The sequence below is a fragment of the Microbulbifer maximicatervae (SeqCode) genome, from assembly GCF_052467065.1.
The window spans coordinates 245040-269630 of record NZ_CP174299.1 but is presented as its reverse complement, the minus strand read 5'-3'; the positions used below and the strand labels follow the sequence as shown (position 1 = coordinate 269630).

Annotated in this window: 26 protein-coding genes; 19 read left to right on the top strand and 7 right to left on the bottom strand. The window is 44.6% G+C overall.

What is annotated here, in order from left to right; all coding sequences use genetic code 11:
* The 12 genes from ACJJI1_RS01280 to ACJJI1_RS01225 all read left to right on the top strand — a co-directional run bounded on the left by ACJJI1_RS01280 (position 1) and on the right by ACJJI1_RS01225 (position 9543).
* On the top strand, positions 1-627 hold the full coding sequence (locus ACJJI1_RS01280) for a LysE family translocator (protein ID WP_444893195.1): 627 nt from the start codon (positions 1-3) through the stop codon (positions 625-627).
* Between the two features lie 33 nt (positions 628-660).
* Positions 661-1119 carry a hypothetical protein gene (locus ACJJI1_RS01275; RefSeq protein WP_444933817.1) on the top strand — a complete coding sequence of 153 codons (459 nt, stop codon included), beginning with the start codon at positions 661-663 and terminating at the stop codon, positions 1117-1119.
* 24 nt (positions 1120-1143) lie between these two features.
* Positions 1144-1536 (top strand): MerR family transcriptional regulator, encoded by a 393-nt coding sequence (locus ACJJI1_RS01270; RefSeq protein ID WP_444893197.1) that lies wholly within the window; start codon positions 1144-1146, stop codon positions 1534-1536.
* 103 nt (positions 1537-1639) lie between these two features.
* Positions 1640-2735 (top strand): peptide chain release factor 2 gene (gene prfB / locus ACJJI1_RS01265; protein WP_444893198.1). Its coding sequence is split into 2 segments (ribosomal slippage): positions 1640-1711 and positions 1713-2735, totalling 1095 coding nucleotides; the frame shifts between segments, so codons are not numbered across the junction.
* Between the two features lie 72 nt (positions 2736-2807).
* A complete protein-coding gene (gene lysS, locus ACJJI1_RS01260; RefSeq protein ID WP_444886817.1) occupies positions 2808-4292 on the top strand; it encodes a lysine--tRNA ligase in 1485 nt (494 codons plus the stop codon).
* 151 nt (positions 4293-4443) lie between these two features.
* Positions 4444-5334 (top strand): hypothetical protein, encoded by an 891-nt coding sequence (locus tag ACJJI1_RS01255; RefSeq protein WP_444958326.1) that lies wholly within the window; start codon positions 4444-4446, stop codon positions 5332-5334.
* A 500-nt stretch (positions 5335-5834) separates the two neighbouring features.
* Entirely contained in the window at positions 5835-6152 is a 318-nt protein-coding gene (locus tag ACJJI1_RS01250; protein ID WP_444933814.1) for a hypothetical protein, read from the top strand.
* Positions 6153-6236: 84 nt separating this feature from the next.
* Positions 6237-6740 carry a T6SS immunity protein Tdi1 domain-containing protein gene (locus tag ACJJI1_RS01245; protein WP_444933813.1) on the top strand — a complete coding sequence of 168 codons (504 nt, stop codon included), beginning with the start codon at positions 6237-6239 and terminating at the stop codon, positions 6738-6740.
* A 68-nt stretch (positions 6741-6808) separates the two neighbouring features.
* Positions 6809-7120: a hypothetical protein gene (locus ACJJI1_RS01240; protein ID WP_444933812.1), complete on the top strand. Its 312-nt coding sequence runs from the start codon at positions 6809-6811 to the stop codon at positions 7118-7120.
* A gap of 522 nt (positions 7121-7642) precedes the next feature.
* Entirely contained in the window at positions 7643-8233 is a 591-nt protein-coding gene (locus ACJJI1_RS01235) for a TrmH family RNA methyltransferase (RefSeq protein WP_444896558.1), read from the top strand.
* A 235-nt stretch (positions 8234-8468) separates the two neighbouring features.
* Positions 8469-8906, top strand: coding sequence for an N-acetyltransferase (locus ACJJI1_RS01230; protein WP_444958325.1), 438 nt, complete (start codon positions 8469-8471; stop codon positions 8904-8906).
* 58 nt (positions 8907-8964) lie between these two features.
* A complete protein-coding gene (locus tag ACJJI1_RS01225; RefSeq protein ID WP_444958324.1) occupies positions 8965-9543 on the top strand; it encodes a dienelactone hydrolase family protein in 579 nt (192 codons plus the stop codon).
* A gap of 166 nt (positions 9544-9709) precedes the next feature.
* Here the strand turns inward: ACJJI1_RS01225 and csrA are convergent, their stop codons facing one another.
* The gene (gene csrA, locus ACJJI1_RS01220) at positions 9710-9874 is read right to left on the bottom strand and encodes a carbon storage regulator CsrA (RefSeq protein ID WP_282933640.1); all 165 of its coding nucleotides are present in this window, start codon (positions 9872-9874) and stop codon (positions 9710-9712) included.
* 720 nt (positions 9875-10594) lie between these two features.
* On the opposite strand from csrA, the gene ltrA reads away from it, so the two are divergent.
* Entirely contained in the window at positions 10595-11893 is a 1299-nt protein-coding gene (gene ltrA / locus ACJJI1_RS01215) for a group II intron reverse transcriptase/maturase (protein WP_282931929.1), read from the top strand.
* A gap of 500 nt (positions 11894-12393) precedes the next feature.
* Here ltrA and ACJJI1_RS01210 read toward each other — a convergent pair whose 3' ends face one another.
* Together ACJJI1_RS01210 and ACJJI1_RS01205 are read right to left on the bottom strand one after the other, a co-directional pair.
* Positions 12394-13275 carry a LysR family transcriptional regulator gene (locus ACJJI1_RS01210; RefSeq protein WP_444958323.1) on the bottom strand — a complete coding sequence of 294 codons (882 nt, stop codon included), beginning with the start codon at positions 13273-13275 and terminating at the stop codon, positions 12394-12396.
* A gap of 12 nt (positions 13276-13287) precedes the next feature.
* On the bottom strand, positions 13288-13542 hold the full coding sequence (locus ACJJI1_RS01205) for a hypothetical protein (protein ID WP_444958322.1): 255 nt from the start codon (positions 13540-13542) through the stop codon (positions 13288-13290).
* A 208-nt stretch (positions 13543-13750) separates the two neighbouring features.
* Between ACJJI1_RS01205 and ACJJI1_RS01200 the strand changes: the two genes are divergently transcribed.
* From ACJJI1_RS01200 to ACJJI1_RS01185, 4 genes are all read left to right on the top strand, one after another.
* Entirely contained in the window at positions 13751-14833 is a 1083-nt protein-coding gene (locus ACJJI1_RS01200) for an NAD(P)/FAD-dependent oxidoreductase (RefSeq protein ID WP_444958321.1), read from the top strand.
* A 456-nt stretch (positions 14834-15289) separates the two neighbouring features.
* Positions 15290-15667 (top strand): MerR family transcriptional regulator, encoded by a 378-nt coding sequence (locus ACJJI1_RS01195; protein WP_413662780.1) that lies wholly within the window; start codon positions 15290-15292, stop codon positions 15665-15667.
* Positions 15668-15703: 36 nt separating this feature from the next.
* Entirely contained in the window at positions 15704-16276 is a 573-nt protein-coding gene (locus tag ACJJI1_RS01190; protein WP_413662779.1) for an NAD(P)H-dependent oxidoreductase, read from the top strand.
* Positions 16277-16373: 97 nt separating this feature from the next.
* Positions 16374-16637, top strand: coding sequence for an MOSC domain-containing protein (locus ACJJI1_RS01185; protein WP_413665881.1), 264 nt, complete (start codon positions 16374-16376; stop codon positions 16635-16637).
* Positions 16638-17040: 403 nt separating this feature from the next.
* On the opposite strand, the gene ACJJI1_RS01180 is transcribed toward ACJJI1_RS01185, so the two are convergent.
* Genes ACJJI1_RS01180 through ACJJI1_RS01170 form a run of 3 tightly spaced genes read right to left on the bottom strand, consistent with a single transcriptional unit; the run spans position 17041 to position 20398 of the window.
* A complete protein-coding gene (locus ACJJI1_RS01180; protein ID WP_413662778.1) occupies positions 17041-18303 on the bottom strand; it encodes a sensor histidine kinase in 1263 nt (420 codons plus the stop codon).
* Entirely contained in the window at positions 18296-18979 is a 684-nt protein-coding gene (locus ACJJI1_RS01175) for a response regulator transcription factor (protein ID WP_444898028.1), read from the bottom strand. The genes ACJJI1_RS01180 and ACJJI1_RS01175 overlap by 8 nt, the downstream gene beginning before the upstream one ends.
* Before the next feature lie 9 nt (positions 18980-18988).
* Positions 18989-20398: a S41 family peptidase gene (locus ACJJI1_RS01170; protein WP_413662776.1), complete on the bottom strand. Its 1410-nt coding sequence runs from the start codon at positions 20396-20398 to the stop codon at positions 18989-18991.
* Between the two features lie 919 nt (positions 20399-21317).
* On the opposite strand from ACJJI1_RS01170, the gene ACJJI1_RS01165 reads away from it, so the two are divergent.
* Both ACJJI1_RS01165 and ACJJI1_RS01160 read left to right on the top strand, forming a co-directional pair.
* Positions 21318-22166: a TolB-like translocation protein gene (locus tag ACJJI1_RS01165; RefSeq protein ID WP_413662775.1), complete on the top strand. Its 849-nt coding sequence runs from the start codon at positions 21318-21320 to the stop codon at positions 22164-22166.
* A 534-nt stretch (positions 22167-22700) separates the two neighbouring features.
* Complete coding sequence (locus ACJJI1_RS01160; RefSeq protein WP_413662774.1) at positions 22701-23102, top strand: GFA family protein; 402 nt, start codon at positions 22701-22703, stop codon at positions 23100-23102.
* Between the two features lie 171 nt (positions 23103-23273).
* On the opposite strand, the gene ACJJI1_RS01155 is transcribed toward ACJJI1_RS01160, so the two are convergent.
* Complete coding sequence (locus ACJJI1_RS01155) at positions 23274-24572, bottom strand: HupE/UreJ family protein (RefSeq protein WP_444958320.1); 1299 nt, start codon at positions 24570-24572, stop codon at positions 23274-23276.
* Between the last annotated feature and the right edge of the window lie 19 nt (positions 24573-24591).

Below are 24591 nucleotides of genomic sequence, written 5' to 3'. Positions count from 1 at the left end.
ATGGAATTATCGACACTGGCACTCTTTGTTCCCGCAAGCTTCTTTGCCTCGGTCACACCGGGGCTCTGCATGATGCTATCGCTCAGTCTGGGAATTACCCTGGGCGTGCGTCAGACTCTATGGATGATGGTGGGAGAGTTGATCGGTGTTGCGTCGGTGGCGATTACCTCTGCACTCGGTGCTGCGGTATTGATGGTTCAGTATCCGACTTTATTTCAGCTGTTCAAATACTGCGGGGCCGCCTATTTGGCCTGGATAGGCGTGCAGATGTGGCGCTCCCGGGGGCAGCTGGCTCTGATGGATCAGGGTGATACGGTCGACGCTAGCCGACCATCGCGAAGAGCGCTGGCACTACAGGGTTTTGTTACAGCTGTGGCTAACCCCAAGGGCTGGGCGTTTTTTATTGCGTTATTACCGCCATTTATTAACGATACCAAACCTTTGATACCCCAGCTTTCAGTCTTGCTGGCGATATTGCTGCTTTTGGAGGCGTTGTGCCTGCTGATTTATGCCGGTGGCGGCCAGGCCCTGAGTCGATTGTTGGAGCGGTCTGAAAATGTGCGTTTGGTTAATCGGATTTCTGGTACTTTGATGCTATCGGTGGGAGCCTGGTTGGCGTTATCCTGACACGGCTATTTATCGCTTTATGGAGGATGTTCTGTGTTGAAAAAACGGTTGTCATTCTTATGGGTATGGGCCCTGATTATCTCAGTGGCGGCTTGCGGCCAGTCGAGGGAGGAGAAAGCGATGGAGAACGAGGTTGAGAACACACCCGGCGCGGCGGAGCCCGAAGTCGCACCCACGCCTCCTGCAGCGACTATGAGGCCAGGGGAAATGGTGTGGATTTACCGCGGCAGTGGCAGCAAGCAGTGTGAAGGGGGTGGTATGACCCTTCAGCAGAGTCAGGCCAAGTTGAGTGACAATGGGGTAAAGGTGCAGGAGTCCCGCTGTGGAGTCCGCACCGACAGGATGTTCCCCGCCGTATGTGGCGCACCCACAGGAGATATCCTGATGCACCTGATCGGTATGGATGCCCTGGATGCCTCAATTGAGCTGGGATATAGCCCCGCCGAGAAAGTGCAGTATCAGTTTGCTGCCTGTCGGGACAACAGTGCCTGAGTTGAAATCTTAAGTGGGGTAATCGTGAACATTTCCCAGGCCGCAGAGAATTCGGGCCTCAGTGCCAAGGCCCTGCGGCACTACGAAAATATTGGCCTGGTGGTGCCCGGCCGCTCTGCTAATGGCTATCGGGATTACTCCACTGCCGATGTCGAAACCCTCTGCTTTGTGCGCCGCGCGCGGGCCTGTGGCTTTACCACTGAGGAAGTCCGGGCGTTACTGGGGTTGCGGGATAACCCGGAGCGCCACAGCCGCGAGACCAAAGACCTGGTCAATCACAAGCTCGGGCAGCTCGAAGAGCAGTTGCAGACCCTGCTGGGGATGCGCGCAACCTTGCGGGCCTTTGCCGATAGTTGCGCCGGCAATGAGTCCCCGGACTGCGCAATCCTGGAAAAGCTATCGGGACAGACCGCCTAGTAGAGGATTTGCCGCCATATCAGCCCCTATCTGACTGGAAGGACCCCCGCGCGCTGCGGTAGAATGCGCGCCGCTTTTTATTTTGTCCGGACACCGAAAGTTCATGGAAATCAATCCCCTCATCAATCAATTAAAAGACCTCGAAGAGCGCACTGACGTTCTTAGGGGGTATCTTTGACTACGCCAGCAAGAAAGAACGCCTTACCGAAGTAGAGCTGGAGCTGGCTGAGCCGAGCGTTTGGGACGACCCCAACCGCGCACAGGAACTGGGGCGCGAGCGCTCTTCCCTGGAAACGGTGGTCAATACCATCGAAAATCTCGACTCCGGCATCGCCGATTGCCGCGAGCTGCTGGAAATGGCAGTTGAGGAAAATGATGAGGACTCCGTAGGGGAGGTCTCCACTGAGATCGAAGGCCTCCAGCAGCAGCTGGGGATTCTGGAATTCCGCCGTATGTTCTCCGGCGAGAACGATGAGAACAACGCCTATCTGGATATCCAGGCCGGCTCCGGTGGTACCGAGGCCCAGGACTGGGCGGAAATGATCCTGCGTATGTACCTGCGCTGGGGTGAGGCCCACGGCTTCAAGACCACCTTGGAAGAGGTCTCCGCGGGGGAAGTGGCCGGTATCAAAAGTGCCACTGTGCATTTCGCCGGCGACCACGCGTTCGGATGGCTGCGCACAGAAACCGGTGTACACCGCCTGGTGCGCAAATCGCCGTTTGATTCCGGCAACCGCCGTCACACTTCTTTTAGCTCGGTATTTGTGTCACCGGAAATCGATGACAATATCGAGATTGAAATCGACAAGTCCCAGGTGCGTGAAGACACCTACCGCGCGTCCGGCGCCGGTGGTCAGCACGTGAACAAAACCGATTCTGCGGTGCGTTTGACCCACACAGAATCCGGTATCGTCGTGCAGTGCCAGAGCGAGCGCTCCCAGCACCAGAACCGCGATAAAGCCTGGAAAATGCTGCGCGCAAAAATGTACGAGCAGGAAATGCTCAAGCGCAACGCAGAGAAGCAGGCCATGGAAGACAGCAAGGCCGACATCGGTTGGGGCAGCCAGATCCGCTCTTACGTGTTGGACGACCAGCGTATCAAGGACCTGCGCACCAATGTCCAGACCAGCAACTGCCAGGCAGTACTGGACGGAGACCTGGACCAATTTATCGAAGCCAGCCTAAAAGCCGGCCTCTGATTTAAAGTCTCCACTCTCACCGCGCCCCTCGTCGATGAGGGGCAATATCAATCACAAAACTGATAGATCACCATGACTGATATCCAGCAAGACGAAAACAAACTGATCGCCGAGCGCCGCACCAAGCTTTCCGCTCTGCGCGAGAAGGGCAATGCTTTCCCCAACAGTTTTCGCCGCGAGAACCTCGCTGCCGACCTGCAAGCTGAGTTCGGCGATAAACAGAAAGAGGAGCTGGAAGAACTGGGTAAACGGGCGTGCGTAGCAGGGCGAATCCTGGCTAAACGCGGACCCTTTATGGTGATCCAGGATGTATCTGACCGCATCCAGCTATACGCCGATAAAGCGGCACAGAAAGATATTAAAGAGCGCTTCGGTGCCTGGGATATCGGCGATATCGTCGGCGTAAAAGGCACCCTGCACAAATCTGGTAAGGGCGACCTCTACGTCAACTGTGAAGAGTACAGCCTGCTGACCAAAGCGCTGCGCCCGCTGCCGGAAAAATTCCACGGCATTGCCGATCAGGAAATGCGTTATCGCCAGCGCTACGTGGACCTGATCGCGACGCCGGAAGCCCGCGAAGTGTTCCGCGTGCGCTCCAAAGTGATCGAGTACATCCGCGACTTCCTCAACGGCCAGCAGTTTATGGAAGTGGAAACGCCCATGTTGCAGGTTATTCCCGGTGGTGCCAGCGCGCGTCCGTTCGTTACCCACCACAATGCGCTGGATATCGATATGTACCTGCGTATTGCCCCGGAGCTGTACCTGAAGCGTCTGGTTGTGGGTGGTTTTGAGCGGGTTTACGAGATTAACCGCAACTTCCGCAACGAAGGTCTGTCCACACGCCACAACCCCGAATTCACCATGCTTGAGTTCTACCAGGCGTACGCGGACTACAACGACCTGATGGACCTCACTGAGAAGATGCTGCGCGGTATCTGTGAAGATGTACTGGGCTCCACTACTGTGGAATACCAGGACAGCAGCTACGACTTCTCCAAGCCGTTCGCGCGTTTGTCTGTGTTCGACTCCATCCTGCACTACAACCCGGAACTCACTGCGGCCGATATCGACAATATCGAATCCGCCCGCGCGGTAGCTGAGAAGCTGGAAATCCCGCTGAAAGACAGCTGGGGCCTGGGTAAGGTACAGATCGAGATTTTCGAGAAGACTGTAGAGCATCGTCTCGACCAGCCGACCTTTATCACTGAGTACCCAACCGAAGTGTCTCCGTTGGCTCGCCGTAACGATGACAATCCGTTTGTCACCGACCGCTTTGAATTCTTCGTAGGCGGCCGCGAGATAGCCAATGGTTTCTCCGAGTTGAACGACGCGGAAGATCAGGCCGAGCGCTTCAAAGCCCAGGTTGCGGAGAAAGATGCCGGTGACGACGAAGCCATGCATTACGACGCCGACTATATCCGCGCGCTGGAATACGGCCTACCGCCCACCGCTGGTGAGGGCATCGGTATCGACCGTCTGGTAATGCTGTTTACCAACTCTCCGTCGATTCGCGACGTACTGCTGTTCCCGCATATGCGCCCTGAAGCGAACGACTAATCGCTTCTCACTGCCGGGTAGTTTGACCTGCCCGGCAGTATTTCCTCCCCCTATGCCGCAGATTTCCTCACTCTGAAACTTCCCTCAGCTCTATCTATCCTTATTCATTGGTGCTCTATCGAGCCTCGAATGATTTGGAGCGGTTGCTGCTATGAAACAGGGACAGGCGAAAGCGAAAAGCGCAAGGCAAATATTGGCGCTGGCGCTCTGTAGCTTTATCTCCTGTACCGCCGCTGCGCAAAGTTCGGAGCCTGCAACAGCTGCCAGCCTAACTTCCAAAGAGCCCGATGACTGGCGCTTCCTTGCCACTCCCTATCTTTTCCTCCCGCTTCGCACTAAAGGGACTTCCACTGTCGCTGACACCAGTGTCGATATTGATCTGGATTTAAGCAAAACCCTGGAGCTCCTCAACGCTGCATTTTCTGTGCGCCTGGAAGCCTGGAAAGGGCGCTTTGGGGTAGTGGCGGATCTCTACTATGTGCACCTCAGATTGGATAAGGGAGCAACCATAACCCCGCCGCGAAACCCACAACTGGATATCGATATAGATATTGATGTAGAAGTGGATGCTCGCCAGGGCTGGATAAATGCCCTGGCGGGTTACAGGGTTTTAGAAGGGAACCTGGCTAATAGTGGACGAAAGTACTTTGTTGATGTGGGAGCGGGTTTGCGCTGGAACCGATTAAAGCAGAAAGTGAAAGCACGAGCGGGAATTAATATAGGCCCCAGACCAGAGTTCAGGAATCGCCTTGGAGGCAAACAGAGTTGGTGGGAACCTACGTTATCTGCGCGAGGTGCAATCGGAATTACTGAATGCCTAACCATTGCTGTACGTACGGAACTGGGAGGCTTTGGCGCTGGGGGTGATGACTTACAGTGGAATCTACTAGCCGGATTCGACTGGCGCGCCTGGAAAACCAGTTCACTGCGTTTTGGGTATCAGTATTACAGTATTGATTATTCCGATCGACTTTCTGATGGGCGTTTTGCTTATGATATTACTCAGCATGGGCCGTATATAGCGGCGACTTGGCGGTGGTAGTTGAGCGAGTTCAGTTTATGAAGAAACTAAGTTCATTAGAGTCATAAGTTTAAAATCAAAGAGTTAGATATTTATTTGGTGCTTGTGATAGTGGCCATATAGAACGCATTTTTTATTTAGCTCTATGGTCCCATTTGTGTTTACCTTATCGGCTTCATAATTAAAAGTAAATGTGAGGAGTGAATTTACATTTGAAACCGTAGTAAAGATAATAGTGGTTTGGATAGCTATTATATAAATGTTAGATTTGAGGGGTATATATGGAGCTTCCATCGGTCCTAGATATTAAGGATTACTCGGAATTAAATTATTTTGATAAAAAGCAGCTCAAAGAGCTAATTGATGAATGTGAATTTATTATTGATGATCAGTATGATCAGCTTTAACCAGAAGCCTATTCATGTGTAGAGGGGCTTCTTGAGTACCTTCAGTATAAAGTCGGTGGAGAGGCTGCATTAAAAGCGATAAAGAAAAAGGCTGTCGAGGATGTTCGCCAATGGGTGTATATTCACCCAAAAAATCTAACTCCAGAAGATGATAAAAGAGCTGTCGAAAGTGGGTTAATTGCAATTCGATTGGGGTGTGGATGGGTAGTTGATGCATATGAGGCTACTACAAATATACCAGGTCACGAAATTGAATGGGCAGCAATATCGTCTATGCCAAACGTGATTTGTGAAGACTCGAAGGCATTTTCTCAGCTTAAATTAAATTTAGGTAGAGAACTGACAGAGGAGGAGGTTATGAGAGTTGCAAGCCTTTCTGAAAGCTTGGTCAATAGTTATATGGCAAATGATGGAAAAATGAGGGAGTGGTGATCTAACAGAGTAGGCCATGATCCGCTGCTTCGTAGTTTTGATCTCCACTCCGGTTCGCAAGCGCTAACTAGTAAAAATATTCTCATGACATTAAATGATTTAACAGTAAATTTTTCTCATATTAACCAGGGAGACCTTCTATCCGATTGGGAATGGCTTATTGGTAAGGGTAAGTTACCTATAGTTATTACCGCTCTTGGCGATGCGTTTATTCAAAACGTAAAAACCAATGAAGTGGAGTTTTTGAGTACTACACTTTGCCAAGTCGAGTTCATCGCAAAAGATGGAGAAGAGTTTCTCTCAAAATTACAAGACTCTGAATTTGTTAGCGGTTTTATGGGGGCAAAATTTGTACGTAGCTTGATTGAATCAGGTAAGTCACTTTCTAAATATATGATTTACAGCATTAAGATACCTCTATTTCTTGGTGGTGAAATTGACGTAGAAAATTTTGAGATAACTGATATCGAAGTCCACTTCTCAATATCAGGACAATTTCATAAAAAAGTTCAGGGTTTGCCAGAGGGCACTCCAATTGAAAGTGTTACCTTGGCCAAGCCAAAAAGGAAGGCTTGGTGGAAGTTTTAGGGCTAACAAGGTAGTACAATCGACTGCAAAGGTATCATCTAATTGAAATGGTATACGTAGATACAACGATGGATATATCTCAGTATTACGATGAAGCTAAGAAAATAGGAAAGCTAGTAGAGCCCCAGGCACCTTATGTTTTGGCTGTATTAGATTATCCTCCTGAGGAGGATAATCCATCCTTGTGGGTACCCAAAGTTCAAAACGCTTTACTGAATTTCTATAAAGAATTTCCATCTTCAGATGAAGCAGAGAAAGCGCTTAACTTGTACATTCAGGGCGCCATAATGGAAGATAGAGCAGAGCATAACTTACTGGTTAAAATAGGAGCTTCCTGCTTGGTTTTAGGAGTGGCTATCGGATGGGTTATTTGGAGTTAACTTCCTATAACTGGCGCATGCTGTTTCTGATGTTGTGGCTAGACAGCGTGCTCTATGCTCAAGTTTAAATGTCTAGGTAGAGAGTGGAAATAATTAAGTATCCTTTGACTAAATCTGTACTATTTACAATTTTATATACGATACTGAACATAGTGTCCATCAATGTTCAGTTTATTCCTGGAATAATTACATGGATTTTTTGGGGAGTTGTTGGCCCATTGATAGCCATAGGGGCTGTATGGTTTTATCACTGCAAATCGATGGGTGGAGAAAAGTATTGGGTACAACTGTCCATCGGCACTACCCTGTATTATTTGGCGCTAGGTATAATATCGTTTAATTATATAGGCGGTTTATGGGCGTCGGTGTAGCTTAATAGTTAATTAAGTAATGCAGCCATTAACATAGCATTATACATATTTTGTGAGGTTGCTGCGCTTATTGTTGTTAGTATTTACACAGTCCAGGCTGTGTCTGACTGCGATGTTAGTAGTGAACAAATTATCTAAGGTCTTCGAGAATATGGAAATTGATAAAAATGGTGCCCGAAAAAGAGCTGATGAAATTAAGCCCTATCGCTGTAAAAATCTGATAGCTGTTCTCGAGTGCCCAATGGATATGAAGAACATTGGAACAGTCATAAGAAACGTCAATGCGTTAGGCGTTGAAAAAACGTATATTGTTGATCCACGCAACCTATTGCCCAATGAATGGCAGGAAATGAGAGAAAGAAAGTCACTCTCAAAACCATCTGTCTCTGCGATCAAATGGAGCTTCGTAAAGCGTTTTGATAGTACCGAGGAATGCCTGGATCATTTGGCAAAAAATAGATTTATCTCGATTGTCACCTCTCCCCATGTAAAAGGAAAAGACAACTTTATATTGCATGAGGCTGATTACACTCAGCCAAAACTGGCTGTTTGGTTTGGTAACGAATCTAGAGGTATAAGTGATCTTGCAGTCGAAAATAGCGCTTTCTGCGTATCCATTCCAATGTTTGGAATGATTGAAAGTCTGAACCTCGGAACAACTTCTGGAATTGTATTATATGAAGTTACTAAGCAGCGCCGCGAGTACCAGGAAAAGTACAAGAGAGCAAACCGTAGCGACTAATAAAGTGATGAAGTTGACGTCCTATTTGTGTGTTTTTTTGCACTGCGGCTGTATTCTTTTTCTCAAATAAATAAAGAAACTTTCCCCATTGAATAGGCGCCTACCTTTCGGTCGCAATTACTCTTGGGTAACTTACAAAGCAGGCAAAAACTATTTTGTCTTTAAAGCCACCCCAAAACGAGAAGGTCAAAATTACTTTAATATGAGTAGAATCGAGTTTAAGGAGCTAACCCAAGTGAAGCGAGATAAGCTGTTAGCTGTACTCAATGAGGATTCACTTAGGGAGCACTTAATTAAACATGAATACTTTGATGTCCAGAGTATTAATGAGTGGATCAAGTTTAAGTTAGAAGTAGACTCCCTGCCTGGGTGCCGTGTTCGACTAATTTACATTGGTGGAGTATTAGCTGGGTGGTGTGGTATTCAACCTGATGATAGCGGCTATGAGATGGCTGTTGTTATATCTCAACAGTTTTGGGGTTTTGGACTCTCAGTATTCAAAACAATGATCGGTTGGGCTAAGGAGTTGGGGCATAAAGAAATAGTGTGTCATTTGCTTGACAGTAGGCCAGAATACAGAGCTTTGAAAAGAATATCCAAAACAGTACATAAAACCGAGCTGTTGGGTCGATGTTTTACGACATACTGTATCGAGCTCGATAAATATGCATAGATTAAACTATAACTGGTCGGTGTATCGTTTCTTTCTTGTTATATGAAAAAAATAAACTATGGCTTGGATTTTGGTTTCAGATATTTTTGGTCGTACAAAAGCGTTAGAGCGATTTGCAGCTGATCTTCCTGGTAGTGTAGAGATAGTTGATCCGTATAATTCAGAATTGATGAATTTCGATTGTGAAGTTGAGGCGTATTCACACTTTACATCAAAGGTTGGGCTCGATAAATACGTTGAAAAATTATCAGAACGAATCAGCGCATCATTTGGTCATGTGAGTTTAGTAGGTTTTAGTATTGGTGCATCGGCCATATGGAGGTTATCTGATCATCAAGCTTTGAGTAATGTTTCAGGGGCAATTTTATTTTATAGTTCACAAGTTCGCCATTACGTCAAAATTGATCCTATATTTTCTACGCGCTTGATATTCCCGGCGATGGAGCCTCACTTTTCTGTATTAGAGGTTATGCAGACGTTGAAGCAGAAAGAGCAAGTGGAGGTTCATCATTCCACTTACCTTCATGGCTTTATGAATCCCCAATCCAGAAATTATAATGCAGAAGCTTATGCTAAATACAAGCAGATAGTATGTAATACGCCCTTCAACGACCCCATCTGTAAAGGTTTCAGTTGAATGCAGTTCGTATTGGAGTTTGACAAATATCACATAGAGACAGTTGTTGTTGGTTAGTTTGTGCAAGTATTTAGCTAACCGAGGCCTTTCCAAAGGTCATAAACTAATTGGAAAGCCGCTGGGAAGACCGAACACTTGCTTCTCAACGGCTTCGGCAGTTCACCATCTATTCCTTTTGGATGCGCCTATATATTTCTTCTCGATGAACGGGTACGGACTTGGGGGCATGTATCCCCATCTTCACTTGATTGCCTTTAACCTCTAATACCTTAACCGAAACTTTGGTGCCGATTCGTAGGTTTTCACCTATTCGGCGTTTCAATATCAACATATTCATTTCCTACTGATATAGGCTACAAGAAAGAGCGTTCTCTTGGGTGAGTATTGAAAGAAGCGGCTAGAAGAGGGGGCGCACGAGAACGATAAGCATAGAAGAAGAAAAGGCGAGCGCAACGCTCCCAGAGCTTGGGGACACATCCCAAGCTACTGAATCTACTCCACTTTATTGAAGACGAGCGGGTATCTAGCGTATGATGCATATAGCCAGTGCGTCCTGAGTATTTTTTTATTTTTTATTTTTATAAATAAAAAAAATACGTGCTATCCAGGAGATGGAGGTCGGCCCTCCGTTATCGCTTTGCAGGAAGTGATAACAAACCCCCTCAAGGTGATCGGAGTAAAGAGCTTTGGTTAGAAGCGCTTGAGGAAAAGGCGTACGAGATACGTCAGGTATGTTGTGTAGAGACGAATGCAAATGAACCACTGATGAGGTGTCGAAAGCGTATTACCAAGATGATGTCAAAACCCGTGCACTGGCTAAGTGCGGGGATAAGCTTGGAGGTTACCTGTTTACCGACCGAGTGGCATCCGGCATAGAGGTGGCGTGAACACACAACAGGCTTTTGGGTGGAACAGGAGAACCTGTCGTCCAGGTGTTAAGGAAGAGCGTCAAGTAGAGGCCCTGCAAGACGTTGAGTACCAAGACTGGTCACAGGGGCGGAACAGCCCGTAGTAGTGGAGAAGCGGCTGTAATGGACGTGGAGCGAAGGGGTTGTCGTATTCGGCGACTAACCGTGTAATCAACCCAGATGGGGAGGAATTAACGATTAGCGCAAAGCCATTCAATATTCCCAAGCGAGCGGTTTGGGAAGCGTGGAAGCAGATCAAGGCCAATGGCGGCGGAGCGGGGATTGATGAGATAACGATAGAGCAATATGAATCGAATCTCGCCAAAAACCTGTACAAGCTATGGAATCGGATGTCATCTGGCAGCTATTTTCCATCAGCCGTCAAACGAGTGGATATTCCGAAACTCGATGGCAGCCTGCGACCACTGGGTATCCCCACAATCGAAGATCGCATTGCGCAAATGGTGGCTAAGCAACTGCTGGAGCCAGAATTGGAGAAGGTATTTCACCCTGACTCCTACGGCTATCGGCCAGGCAAATCTGCTATAGACGCAGTGCGCCGAGCTCGACAACGATGCTGGGATAGAATCTGGGTAGTTGATTTAGATATCAAGGGTTTCTTTGACAATATTAATCACGAACTCCTGCTGAAGGCATTAGATAAACATAATAATCATCAGTGGGTCAGACTCTATGTACAGCGCTGGTTAACGGCTCCAGTACAACATCGGGACGGACAGCTTGAAGAGCGAACACAAGGTACTCCACAAGGGGGTGTAATCAGCCCTCTACTGGCAAACTTGTTTTTGCACTACGCGCTGGACGCCTGGATGGTGAGAACGCACAGAGATATTCCTTTTGAGCGTTACGCGGATGATGCTGTTTACCATTGTCGTAATCCTCGAGAGGCGGATCGCTTACTGGCGGCTCTAAAAGCACGCTTGACTACCTGCGGGCTTGAGGCTCATCCAGAGAAAACGCGCAAGGTCTATTGCAAGAACAGTAATCGTAAAGACTCCCACCCAGTGATCCACTTTGACTTTCTGGGCTTTCGATTTGGTCCCAGAAAAGCAAGGAATCGCCAAGGACAGATCTTCACCGCATTTAGTCCTTCAATGAGCCCTAAGGCCTTCAAGAGGATTAAGGATAAGGTCAGGCAATGGCGAGTAATAAACTGGGTGGATCGATCACTATCTGAAATGGCAAAAGTACTTAATCCCGCAATACAGGGTTGGCTGAACTACTATGGTCACTTTGGGCGGAGATATGGTGTTTATCGACTTCAGAAGTATCTTGACCAAACACTGATGCGTTGGGCCAGGAAGAAGTTTAAGCATCTGAAGCGAAGCTGTTTCAAGAGTTGGGCCTTTATTGGAAAAGTTCGTCAACAAATGCGCGGCTTGTTTGCACACTGGAGAATGGGAAGATTGAAAATGTGCTGAATACGAAGAGCCGTATGAATTGAGAGGTTCACGTACGGTTCTGTGAGAGGTCGAAGGGGAAGTTCCTTTGGTCTACTCGACTTTTGATAGTTGCGTTATCAATTTGGTTAGCTGGCCCCGGGTGTTGGTAGCACCTTGGGTCAGCGCCTTTTACTTATTCTTATATCTCGCTACCGTTCTCCTCTTGAAGGAATAGATCGCTTAGGAAATTCTGGTACTTCTCTTTAGGTGAGAGTCGAATCAAGCCCAACCAAAAATGACAAAATACTAATAGAGATCTATCGATTTTACGCATCTTTGATATGGAAACAAACTTAATTGTTTTTAATAGGATAATTTAAGCGCCTTTTATTTACCTATGCGCTAGTGTGATGAAGCTCAACCAAAGAGTTTCTCTCGTAAAATACAAGCACCTGGTAGGTCAGCTTCAAATTCTTAGAATCTATATGTTAAACATAAAGAATCTGAAAAATTTTGGTAGAAATATCGTAAGTATTTTTTTAATGAAAACCCTGAAGGTTTAGGAATAATTGCCAAAGGTAACTTGCTACGGGGCCCATTGGATTAGAAGCTTGTCTTGCCACGCGTACTTCCAGTTCTTGCGGTTTTGGGATCCCTTCCACTGCAATGGGAGATAATAAGCCCTGTTCAAGCTCCGCTTCTATCATATGTTCTGGTAGCGTACCCCAACCCATACCTTGAAGAATAATTTCTTTTTTAGTCGGAAAATCGTTGACTTTCCATTGATCGCCCCCTTCAAGCACCCCGTAGGTTTTAGTGGATGACTTCCTACCACTGATGATTACCTGGGGATGGCGTAGCATAATCTGCCTTGGGACTTCCTCGTATTGGGTAAGTAGGGGAGAGTCGCCAGCGATCACAGAAATGAATTTCATATTCATTAGATGAATGGATTCAAGCTGGTCGTAAGTTTCAGTCCACGGAATAATAGCTATGGAAACCTGGCCTCCCTTCAATAAGTCCAGTGGCCCAAGGCCATTTTCGGAATAGACCTCCAAGCGTGTTTTTGGGTACTCAATTTTGCACTGACGGATTGCGCTGAGTATTGGGCCGACTGGTATGGCGGAAGTAAACGCAATACCTACTTCCAGTTCTTCTCCTGCGACTAGCTGTTTAGCTAAGCTCTCAAACGAGTGGGCTTCAGCTAGTACATGTTTGGATTGTTCATACAGGGCTTTGCCATCAGCTGTGAGTGTGCTCCTGTATTGGTCCCGATCAAATAGTTGTAGATTGAGGTCCGCCTCTAATTTCTTGATGGCGGCGCTTATAGTGGGCTGTGTTCGGTGAAGTGTTTGGGCAGCAGCTTTTAGCGAGCCACCTTCAACTATCGCCTTAAAATATCGTAATTGTTCCAAAGTCATAGTGGCGTGAGCTTAGAGAAAATATAGGTAAGTTTCTGATGCAGCATATTTGAGGATCTTAAACTGAAAATAGCCATTAACTGGCTTTCTTTTATGAAGCATCTTTTCTGTTGTGCTGACAGCATGAGTAATTTGCACTTGATACCATTTGCCAGTGCTTGCAAACTGGACAACATCAACACCGCTGATCATTTTGAATGAGCAGCTTTTACGTAAACCAGTTATTTGTTTTTCTTCTACCAGCAGAAGCTGGGAGTCTGCGTGCACCTTTTTACTTCATGCTTGCGCAGTATCATCACCCGATATCAGCTAAACCAACTTGTTAGGTGAAAGCTAACAAGAACTTAGATTATAGTTAATATCATTAGCTTAAGTCTAACTTTATCCTTATCTCCTTATCAAGAAGTGACCTGTTCGTGAGGCATTGCGAGCGGTCGCGCTTTATCCAAACAGCTGAACGATATTGAGGCGAGTTATGATCAAACGGACAGACGTGTTAATCGTTGGTGGAGGCTTTGCTGGTGTTTCTGTGGCCCAAAAGTTAGCTAAGCAGGGTATGCAGGTGGTATTGGTTGACCGAAAGGACCATTTTGAAGTGACCTTTGCCACATTACGTAATGCGATAGCGCCTAACTTACTGACTGCTAATCCACGTAAATATTATCGTGACTTTATTCAGAGCGATTTTGTTCAAGCAGATGTGGTTTCCATGGATGACCGGATAGCAAAGTCATCGAATGGATTAGAGATCCACTTTAAGCAGGCAGTTATCGCGACAGGCAGTCGCTACCCAACCTTGCCGATAGCTAAATCTACATCAGCTTATACGATTTCCGAGCGTGAGCAAGAAATGCGGAATGAGCAAAAAATACTGGCGAAATCTCAGTCAGTTTTGATTGTAGGAGGCGGTACCGTTGGCGTGGAGCTGGCCGGGGAAATTAGCAGCGCTTTTCCCAATAAAACCGTGACGTTAGTCCATTCTAAAGATGTACTACTTGGCCATCTTAAGCCTAAAGCTCAGAACAAGGCGCTAGAACAGCTTACGGCTAAAGGCGTTAGCGTACATCTCAGTACCCGGTTAGTTAAAGAAGGTGCAATTTACCGTTCTATGAATACTCAAGAAACTTTCAAGGCAGACTTGGTTTATGAATGTGTAGGTATGTCGCCAAATACCGAGTTTCTAAAAACAGAACTACCCGGTGTGTTAGATAAGATGGGATTAATTAAAGTGGACGAATATATGCGGGTTAGGGGTTATTCTAACCTTTATGCGATAGGTGATTGCTCTACTCTGGATGAAAATAAGCACGGCTATATAGCAAACGTTCAAGGAGGCATCTTGGCGAGTGTTATCATTAATCAAGCCAAAGGTAAAAAGACTAAGCCTTATAAAACACCTAGTTATGCCATTGTTACGCCGACCGGTACAGAGACAGGAGTAGCTCAAATGCCCTTTGGTGTGTTTACCTCAAAGCTATTCGTTAACTTAAAGCAAAAAGACATGGGGATAGGCCACATGCTTAAAGCGAGCGGTACAACTCCAGACTTACTTAGCTAGAGCTTTTTGGTATACAGTAAAGTACCTCTGATTAAAATCTACCAGTCTCTAAGCTTCCTTTGAATAGGCATTGCTCACTGCCATTGAAAATCAATTAAGAGGTAGTCTAGAACTAGTCATACCTGCTAGATGCGTATGAGGCGGCATAGGGGGTGTTACTGCCATTAATAGTAGTTTATTTACGTAGGTAGGTTCTCCCGTCTGAATTGATCACAGGAAACCAGATAGATGGCCCTTTCTTCTTAATTTGCGGTATTGCGTATTTACGTTCTTCAACGTAATGTTTATGCCGAAAGCATGAGAATGTAAGAAGTGAGTCCCGGCTCTTATGGGGTTCTACTAGGTACCCGTAAGAGCTGCGAAGGTCCCAAACTCATAGAAGGCTCCTTTCATGTGATGAATATTTTTCATAGGCTGTAATCTCAACGGGAAATTGAGCATAGGTAGGAGGTCTGTATGTTTATAGGAGAGGTGTCAAGAAGAACGAATCTCACTGTAAAAGCGATAAGATTTTATGAGGAAAAAGGCCTTATTGCCGTTCCTAAAAGGCAGGGCAGATATAGAGTCTATACGGCAGAAGATGTTGAAATTCTTACTTTGATCTCAGAAGCCAAAGTACTTGGGGTGACTTTGGCTGAGTTGAAGGATGTTATTCGGTACCATAATGGAGAGGTTGATTGGGCTCGAATCAGCGTTTTTCTGAAGAAAGTAAAAAGAAAAATTGAGGCTGAATTGGAATCACTTTCTAATAAAGCTGAGAAGGTTGATCAATGTATTGCGTCTATAGATTCCTGTCATAAAAGCCTTGACCCTCCCCTTAAGGGGAGACGGTAGACTTTTCATCATGTCTTTAAGCAATAGTATGACGAGATGAAAAATATCCTACTTTTAAATGGCAATCCAAAGAAGAACAGTTTTGTTAAGCAGTTGAGCGATGTCTATGAGTCTGAAGCAAAGAGACAGGCTAATGTTCGGCGATATAACCTGTCGGAAATGGACTTCAATTCGAATTTAGAGTTTGGGTACGATGATTATCAAGTATTGGAGGATTGTCTATCTGAATTTCAAGAGGCTCTTAAATGGGCACAGCATATTGTTGTGGTGTCGCCTATTTGGTGGGGCGGATTGCCAGGAAAGCTAAAAGGCTTGATTGATCGATCTTTTCTTCCCGGAATTACCTTTAAATTTGAGAGTGGTAGTGCAGAACCGATACAACTTCTTAAAGGCAAAACATCAAGAATAATTTTGACAATGGATGCCCCTACAGAATATTTAGAAGAACAAGCAAAGCCAGTATTAGAGCAGCTTGATCGATTTACTCTTCAATACTGCGGCTTCTCGAAAGCAGAGGTTAGTTTATTTGGTTCAATGATTATGTCTGATAAGAATCAACAGGACTCCTGGTTGAAAACTGTTAAAGCACTTGGTGCTAGCTGTATTTAGCCTAGAACAAATCAATCTATGTTAGTTATGACTTCCTAACGACAACCAATACACTTGACGATACCTTAACTTCAATAGTTATGATTATTGGCAACAAATCCTGTATAAAAGCCATTTACCCTATGGAACTTTCGGGGAAAATTTTACAGTCTCTGGGCTTATCGAAGATGAAGTCTTTATCGGCGACCAATTTAGCATAGGCGATTGTCTCCTCGAGGTAAGTCAGCCAAGAATTCCATGTTTTAAACTCAATATGGCTTTAGATAATAATAATACCGTTAAATTATTTAAAGATTACTTTAACACTGGTGTGTATTTTAGGGTGCTTGAGGAAGGTTATATAGGACAAGAAAAAAACTAAGTAAAGTTGCTGAGGCACCTGGTTCTGTCAGTGTAAATGCCATGTTTAGAGCCTTATTTGATAAGGGGTATGCTTTTAGCAAACAAGTACTTGAGGCCGTCCATCGATTGCGGCCCCTCTCCCAAGAGTGGCGAGAAAAAGTGGAAAGACGCCTGAAGAGGATTGATTAGATAAGCAGTTTTGTGATGGCTCGTAAGACCTTCCTGTTTGTATCTTTGGTCAATGGCGCTAAAGCATTATGCCTGCACTTCAGATTGATTCGCACTGCCAAGATGCACAGCCTTGCCCCCTAAATGTATTACGTCAAGTTGCTTGAGCAGATTCCTCACTGTCAATCCGTTGAGGGTTATGAGCCACTGCTACCTTGGGGCATCCAACTTGAGAGAGTGGAGTGGCCATTAATTTAAGTTCTGATAATTATTTCAAATCTGCTTTGAGCGCATTGATACCGTGCTTGCCAAGAACACATTTCACAAATACGCTTTACTAAGTACAGCCCTTGCCCCAAGCCGGAACTATGTTTGTTTTTTGCACTTTCAGTAAAAGGATCTTTTATCAACTTCTGCTGAATCTCATCAATATTATTCGAAAAATGTAAATTTCCTTGTGAAAATTTAATGCTCAATTTATGGTCGCTGGCGTAATGATCTGCATTTTCTATGAGGTTAGTAAAAAGGTGCAGCAACAAATTTTCATTAGCTCGCACCTTTTCTTCAGCAGAAACCTGAAGTTCAAAAGTTAAAAGGCTATCAGGGCTTGCTTGTACATGATTTAATATCGATTTTTCAAGTACAAACAATAAGCTTACCTCCTGGCGTTCCAGTGACTCCTGCCTTGCCAGAGCCAGCAGAGTTGATATAGTTCTTTGCATCTCTGATGAAGATTTTTGTAGCCTCTCAATCTCCATTAAAGATATTCTGCCAGTACCAGCTACCTTGCTAATAATATTACGTAATACACTCAATGGAGTTCTGAGTTCATGACTAATGTCCCGAGTAAAGTCGGACTCACGCTTTAAGATGACTTGTTTATACAATAAGGTATCTTCAAAAGTCTTTGCCAAATAACCTATTTCATCTTTAGGGTAAGCCCTGGCGAAGCCCGGCGAAATGGGCTGCTGCTTACTTCTTGAGATTGCATAAGCAAGAGATTGTAGAGGCTTTAAAGTATAACTTGATACCCAGAAGGCCAGCAATAAACCTAAAACTACGAGTAACACAAGCATCAATGATAGCCATATCGTTACTTCTGGTAGAAAATCAGTACTAACTTCGTAAGCGGAAATGTCTGCAACTAATACCATTTCCAGCTCCCCCAGAATTACTGGTTTGATATGGAGAGTTGGGCCTCGATCTAATACAAATTCAACTCTTTCTGGATCTTGCTCTAGCAAAACAGGAATATTGCCTGGCAAAGCACTTCTACTTCCATACAACTGAATAAACTGCAATCTTGGAGTTGTAATTTCTCCAGATGATTTATAGACTTCCTTGAGATATACGGCCTCATTATTGACTAATCTATTAAAAATATTATCTTCTACTACCCAAGCATAAGCCACTATTACAAGACTATAAAGCAAACCCAAAAAAATTGAGTAAATTGCAATTAAATACAAGGTGCGCTGCTGTATGCCTTTCTTTGGCCACTGAGCTGGGTTATTCATATGGCACATCTAATTTATATCCAACCCCATGAATATTTTTTAGCATGTTATATGAAAAAGGCTTATCCAATATACTTCTCAATATATAGATATGTGATCGTAATACATCACTATCAGGAAAATTGTCTCCCCAAATTCTACTTAATAGTTCAGAGCGGGTCATAGCTTGAGGGAACGCCTTGGCGAGTAACAATAGTAGTTTGAAGTCTGTACGACTGAGCTTTAGAGTCTGCCCTCGGCGGGTAGCTTTATGCTGGCGTATATCAATACACAATTCTCCAATATTAAGGATTTGAGATCGATAAAGGTTATGTCGACGATATAAGGCCTTACACCGCATAGCCACCTCTTCCAATGAAAATGGCTTGGTTAGATAATCATCAGCACCAGCTTCAAAACCAATCCCTTTGTCATAAATACTATCTCTAGCGGTGAGCATCAACACCGGGGTATTCACTTCATAATTAGTTTTGATCTGTCGGCATAACTTAATACCATCAATATCAGGCAACATTAAGTCCAGCAATACTACATCATATTGATGTTGTTGAAACAGGCTATACCCCATCTTGCCACTACTGGCATAGTCTACCTGGAACAGTTGTTGCTCTAAAAAGTCGCACACCTGGCAAGCGATGTCTGTATTGTCTTCAATTAATAAAGCTGTCAGGCTCATGATTACCTCTTAGTCAGCACTATTTCGTAAAGATAACACTTTGTTGATGGCCAAGTCATATCCGGCAGCGATAGCTTCTGCATCCGGAGTTACTGGGATATCTGGTATTACACCGCTAACTTTATCGTCCCCATTGGGCCTTACCAGTTTGCGTGTAGTGATATATGCCCTCAATTGTGAATGTGGCAAATTAAACAAGTTACCTTGCGCAGTTTGGTTAGAGTAGCCTTCCGTTTTCTGACCAATCAATGTAGCAAATCGATGATCTTGAGCCGCACTAGAAAATACGATAGCAGCAGAATAAGTAACCGGGCTAATCAGTATATAAACTTCTCCTTCAAATAAGTTATTATTATCTATGGGGCGGTGCCATTCATCCCAGTCGTATTGAATCAATTCTCCAGCTTTTCCCTTATAGTTAAAAAGCCCTCGATTTTGTTGATTCAATTTTTCTGTCATATAAGAAATCATACGAAACTCTTTGTGGGCAATATAGCTTAATAAATAGGTGGCACTATCAGTATTACCCCCTAAGTTTTCGCGCAAATCGATAATCAAGCATGTAATTTTTCTATTTTTTATATCAGTAAAAGCTTGATCGATAAACTCGCTAAACCAGTCCAATCCTACATCAAAGCTGCCTATATGAAGATAAGCAGTGTCATCTGATATGACTTTAAAATAGAAGTCCTGCCTGCCATTGATAATTTCATCTTGAAGGTGCCAGTTTTGTTTGGAAAGTAACTGGGTAGTATGATTGGATCGGCTCACAGGCTCCTGCCACTTCAATTCAAAATCGTCAATAAACCCAAAGACAGCCCATAACATTACACCAAACCGTTTAGTAATAATTTGCTCTCTTAGAAAGCGAGACTCCCCACCTGCAAACTTCTGCATATGATCCATCAAGGTTTGAATACTTTGACCATTAATTCCTGTAATTCTTGCCCCTGCCGGCACTGATTGCCTACCATTTATATACGTATTCTTTGTTACGATACTACCATCAGGAGTTAAAGTAACAGCCAATGGGAAGGGCTTTTTGCCACTGGCTATAAGTTTTTCATACTCCTGATAAGGCCATATCAGAAAAGAATGACCATCATTAAACTTGTGCGCCAGTTGCCCTACAACTCGATAGAAATGGAGTCGATTCATAGAATCAGAGATTTGTAGCTGTAAGTCTCTCACCGCTTCTTCCAGCTCCTGCAAATCGGTATAATGATCTAGTGCCGGATGTCTTTCTAAAGCCCCCAAGTAGAATGCCTCCACATCTTCTCGCATTTCAGCAACAGTTAATTTTTTTTCCAACAAAGAGCTGTCTGTTAACTCAGGAAAAATCTCTAGATGTGATGATCTACAAGCAATAACCAATACTGAACTTACCAGAAAAAAACAAATTTGATATAACCTTTTCATTTCGAAAACTCAAGTTTGAAATGAGCAGCTTAACAATGGGGTTGTGAAGATTCTGTCAAGCTACGTAATAGCAAAGCTAGAAGCTATTCCATTAACTCAACAGGCCTAGTTAAACACCCAGTTCAACTTGCGTCAGCTAAAGGCAGGTAGTTTGTTTGGCATTGCATCTCTGTTATTTGGGTAAGTTACAACCCCAGGAGCAGTTCTGGAAACCCAGCAAATAGAGTATTGACACCGGAGCTGATTAAATGTTGTAAATTCAATAGCTTGTCTAGCTCTAGGAACCTAACGCCCAGGGTTCTTTCTCCCAATCCAACCTCTAGACATCACTTACCAAGCCTCCCACCAAGGAAAGCGCTCTCACTTCAATAGGTAGAGATCTAAGTAAGTGTATTTCAGGCAATGTATCTAATTGAGCTGCACTTTCTACCAGATTGATGTCTATCTGGTAGAAAATGCAGCAGCCATTGGGACTAAAGTATCGCTCATTCTTAATCCCGCAGAATAAAAATTGATCATATGGTTGAGATTAGAAAATAGTACTCGTTGTTTCACAGTTTCCACTATCATTTATTTCTTTTGGGCAGACTTGTGGATTTACTTACAGCGAATAGGTGAATATCTGAGGGTGTATTTCTATAGGTTTAAGATCGTTGTTTCCCGATAACTCTCTCTGTAATTGGGGGCTCGGTGTGGATTGGCAATACAAAATGAGCCGCAAGGTCAGTATATATGGAGGGCAAAAGGGAGGTCTGAACCTTCGCTATAGAGTCGCTTTTGTGTATATTTCATACAAATAGTCTGCGGATCACACCTCTTCTCACAAGAATCAGACAAAATTCATATGGACGTCAGGTGTTATAAAGCCTGAATAGATACATTGGTTGCTTATTACTTCATGTTTAAGCAAGGATATGTCATGAGGCACCTTTGTATTTCAATTGCTCTACTCTCACTGCTAGCCCTGGGTGTTAACAGTTATAGTCAGGATACACAGACAGCTCTTGAAGGGCCCTATCTTGGACAGAAACCTCCTGGGTTAACTCCAAAGTTATTCGCTCCTAATCCCTCGAAAGAGTATCGGGATTGGGGTGGCTACTTCACGCCTGATATGCAGGAGTACTACGTTACAAGAAGATATCACCAAAGTGGCGAGTCTTCGAAAGTTGTATTCAAGCTTGAGGGTAATCGCTGGTATGAATCGGAGGTGGCCTGGGGTGGCTCTATCTCACCTGATGGTCAAATAATGTATTCTAGAAATCGATATAGAGAGCGCACTGACAATGGTTGGTCAGAACCTAAAAGCCTGGGGCCACTATTTGAAGACTTTCGTATCATGCGCCTTACGGCTTCTGCAAAAGGAACGTTTGTATTTGATGAAGTAGGTTCAAATGGAGATGGCATTCTTCGATATTCGCGTCTGTTAGATGGTAAGCGTGAAGCGCCAAAACCTTTTGGAGAGCAGATAAATACAGGCAAGTGGACTGCTCATCCGTTTATTGCTCCTGATGAGTCCTACATTATCTGGGATAGTGAAAGAGAGGGTGGATATGGTGATAGCGATATGTACATCAGTTTTCGCCAACAAGATGGCTCATGGGGCGCGGCTATTAACTTCGGTGATAATATCAATACAGAAGGGGAAGATGGTGGTGGATATGTAACGCCCGATGGGAAATACCTTTTCTACTGTCGGCGTTGTACTCCACCGAATTTTGAAATTATGTGGGTAGATGCGGAGTTTATTGAGGCCCTTAGGCCTAAATAAAATTTACACTAAGCTACGCCTAGTTCTCTGTATCTATCATCATGTTGCTAAATTTAAATTCTTTAATGATATTTCCGGTCTTCACGATACATGAAGCCCCGGTTGATCCCGCAGTAACCTGTTAAGTTGTATAGAATCCTTTCACCAAGTGAGAAAGTGAGCACCACACTAAGTGTGCGGGTGCTCACTTTTATATATTGCTCAACTCAGCCTCTATTAGCCACTTGCTACCGAAAACTTGAATCAATGATGAGAGAAATCAGGTTAGATAAAGGTTTGTGCAAATAGATATGCGCACCACAAAAGCCAGTTCTTTCTGATAACCTTTTATCTCTTTGGAGCGGAAGTTCAGCCTGAGACATTTGTTGTAGAACATATAGCTATTGCCGGACTTAAAATTAGCTGGGGAGATTGTTCAGTGCGAGTAGATGCTCTTTTGGGACTCTATGATCGGTTAAAATCTATACAAGGTGATATAGATGTCTCAGATATGTGGGCTTTGTATCTTTATATTATTAAAAAAGGAGTGTCTTTTTGACTAAAGGTGAATGCAATTGTGGAGAGATAGCTTATGAGATACAAGAATCCCTCACAGATTTATATATGTGCCACTGCTCAATCTGCCGTCGCTCCACAGGGAGTGGCGCTATTACTGTAGCTATCGTGCCTACCGAGAAGTTTAGTTGGGTTAAAGGTAAGGAGAACCTTAAGTATTGGTCTAAGCCTGGGCATGATTGGCATACAAATTTTTGCGCTACTTGCGGTTCGACTCTGCCCGGAGAGAATGATTCTTTAAATACTTACATTCCTGCAGGAAGCTTGGTGGATGGTAACGAAAACCTAAAAGTGGTTCATCATTTATGGGTTGACTCAAAGGCTTCTTGGGAAGTAATAGGTGACGCCGGGAAGCAGCATCCCAAGGGGTTTGGATCTTAAATTATTTAACGTCCTGATTTATTGCACTTTGTATTTTTATTCAATATTACGTGTGTAGTGACAGGGAGGTTAATTTTGGAGTGAGTTTTGCCTCTGGAGCTTGAGAATACAAGACATTTTTAGGTGTATTATCTCGAGTGTAATAGCCAGAGAGAAAACTCATTCTCCTGTTCAGAAGATTGCCGAAACAAGTTCATATCCTCTATCTAATGTCCAAATAAAAGCAATTGCGCTGCAGAGTCCAGCAACAGAATAACGTATCCGGATTTCCCATTCCTTTTTCCACAGCCTGGCTAAATAGGCAAGGGGCCATATGGCAAGAATTATGAGTATTTGCCCGGCTTCTATTCCCAGGTTGAAGGACAAGAGGCTTTGCCAGATATTCGGGGAGTCAACTTGGAGTATTTTATATAATACAAATGAAAAACCCAGGCCATGGAGCAGGCCGAGCATACAGGTGCCGATAAAAATTGTGCTTTCGCTACCTGTTATCTTAGTGTCTTCCCTGTGTAGTGATATCCAGGCCATATAGATTATGGATAGGGCGATACCGGTTTCTACCATAGGTACGAACCAGCTGACTGTGGGGACAAAGCCAAAGAATCCGGCTGAGAGGGTGATACTGTGACCGATGGTAAAGCCGGTAGCGCGCCATAAGAGTAGCGGTAGGCTGAGTGCACCGAGGCTTAGGCAGAGTACAAACAACACGTGGTCCAACCCCTTCAGGATATGGGCGATGCCCTCCGCCAGAAAAGTCTTCACAGCGTCTATTGAGGAGTGGGTAATCAGTAGTGGCTTTTGCATAAGACCGCGTGAGCGAAATACCTGGGTCTTACCTGGGTTGTAATCCAGTACCAGGTTGGCGGTATCTTCCTGGTTGGGGAGGCCGGGGTTAAGAGAGCTGGATAGTTGGTATTCTCCAAGGGGAGCTTCCAGAGGGTAGAAGATCTGAATATCAACCAAGGTGTCACCCACATACAACCTTTGATTGGTATCTTCAGGTAAATATTGCTTTAAAAATGCCTGCTGTGCCTCCTCCAGCGTTGCAAAGTCCGGTTCACTTCCTATCCGATACAAGCGCACGGCTTTTACATCGCCTTTTATTTGTTTGTCAGTACGGCGGAGAAAAGTGGCGCTCTCTGCAATTTTACCGAGTCCTAGAGGCGCTAGCTCCAGCTGCTTAAAATCCACATAATGGACCAAGTCGCCTTGATCCAATGAGTTTTTGATATAGGGCGCGGGTTGCGGGAGTTTGCCTGTATAGGGGTCGCGCCCCTTTCCTGCTTTATCTGCCAGTAAATAGGGCATAGGCACTCTCATATATAGGTTGGCACCACTGGCTGTGTGCTCTATATGGAAAATCCGTACATTGAAGTTAAGAAGAAAGTGCGCTTGTGCTTGCCCGCTGAGGCTGGATATGAGGAGGTATAGAGCGATCATTGCGGGCAACTTGAGTGTGCTGTTTTTCATGGCTCTAGCTATTTCTCTA

What these genes read in the sequence shown, in the direction of transcription:
- ACJJI1_RS01155 (WP_444958320.1), bottom strand. Translation starts at nt 24,572, where the DNA reads ATGAAAAACAGCACACTCAAGTTGCCCGCAATGATCGCTCTATACCTC.
- ACJJI1_RS01240 (WP_444933812.1), top strand. Translation starts at nt 6,809, where the DNA reads ATGGATATATCTCAGTATTACGATGAAGCTAAGAAAATAGGAAAGCTA.
- ACJJI1_RS01235 (WP_444896558.1), top strand. Translation starts at nt 7,643, where the DNA reads ATGGAAATTGATAAAAATGGTGCCCGAAAAAGAGCTGATGAAATTAAG.
- ACJJI1_RS01200 (WP_444958321.1), top strand. Translation starts at nt 13,751, where the DNA reads ATGATCAAACGGACAGACGTGTTAATCGTTGGTGGAGGCTTTGCTGGT.
- ACJJI1_RS01255 (WP_444958326.1), top strand. Translation starts at nt 4,444, where the DNA reads ATGAAACAGGGACAGGCGAAAGCGAAAAGCGCAAGGCAAATATTGGCG.
- ACJJI1_RS01195 (WP_413662780.1), top strand. Translation starts at nt 15,290, where the DNA reads ATGTTTATAGGAGAGGTGTCAAGAAGAACGAATCTCACTGTAAAAGCG.
- ACJJI1_RS01245 (WP_444933813.1), top strand. Translation starts at nt 6,237, where the DNA reads ATGACATTAAATGATTTAACAGTAAATTTTTCTCATATTAACCAGGGA.
- csrA (WP_282933640.1), bottom strand. Translation starts at nt 9,874, where the DNA reads ATGTTGATATTGAAACGCCGAATAGGTGAAAACCTACGAATCGGCACC.
- ACJJI1_RS01225 (WP_444958324.1), top strand. Translation starts at nt 8,965, where the DNA reads ATGGCTTGGATTTTGGTTTCAGATATTTTTGGTCGTACAAAAGCGTTA.
- ACJJI1_RS01180 (WP_413662778.1), bottom strand. Translation starts at nt 18,303, where the DNA reads ATGAATAACCCAGCTCAGTGGCCAAAGAAAGGCATACAGCAGCGCACC.
- ACJJI1_RS01210 (WP_444958323.1), bottom strand. Translation starts at nt 13,275, where the DNA reads ATGACTTTGGAACAATTACGATATTTTAAGGCGATAGTTGAAGGTGGC.
- ACJJI1_RS01280 (WP_444893195.1), top strand. Translation starts at nt 1, where the DNA reads ATGGAATTATCGACACTGGCACTCTTTGTTCCCGCAAGCTTCTTTGCC.
- ACJJI1_RS01175 (WP_444898028.1), bottom strand. Translation starts at nt 18,979, where the DNA reads ATGAGCCTGACAGCTTTATTAATTGAAGACAATACAGACATCGCTTGC.
- ACJJI1_RS01190 (WP_413662779.1), top strand. Translation starts at nt 15,704, where the DNA reads ATGAAAAATATCCTACTTTTAAATGGCAATCCAAAGAAGAACAGTTTT.
- ACJJI1_RS01165 (WP_413662775.1), top strand. Translation starts at nt 21,318, where the DNA reads ATGAGGCACCTTTGTATTTCAATTGCTCTACTCTCACTGCTAGCCCTG.
- lysS (WP_444886817.1), top strand. Translation starts at nt 2,808, where the DNA reads ATGACTGATATCCAGCAAGACGAAAACAAACTGATCGCCGAGCGCCGC.
- ACJJI1_RS01170 (WP_413662776.1), bottom strand. Translation starts at nt 20,398, where the DNA reads ATGAAAAGGTTATATCAAATTTGTTTTTTTCTGGTAAGTTCAGTATTG.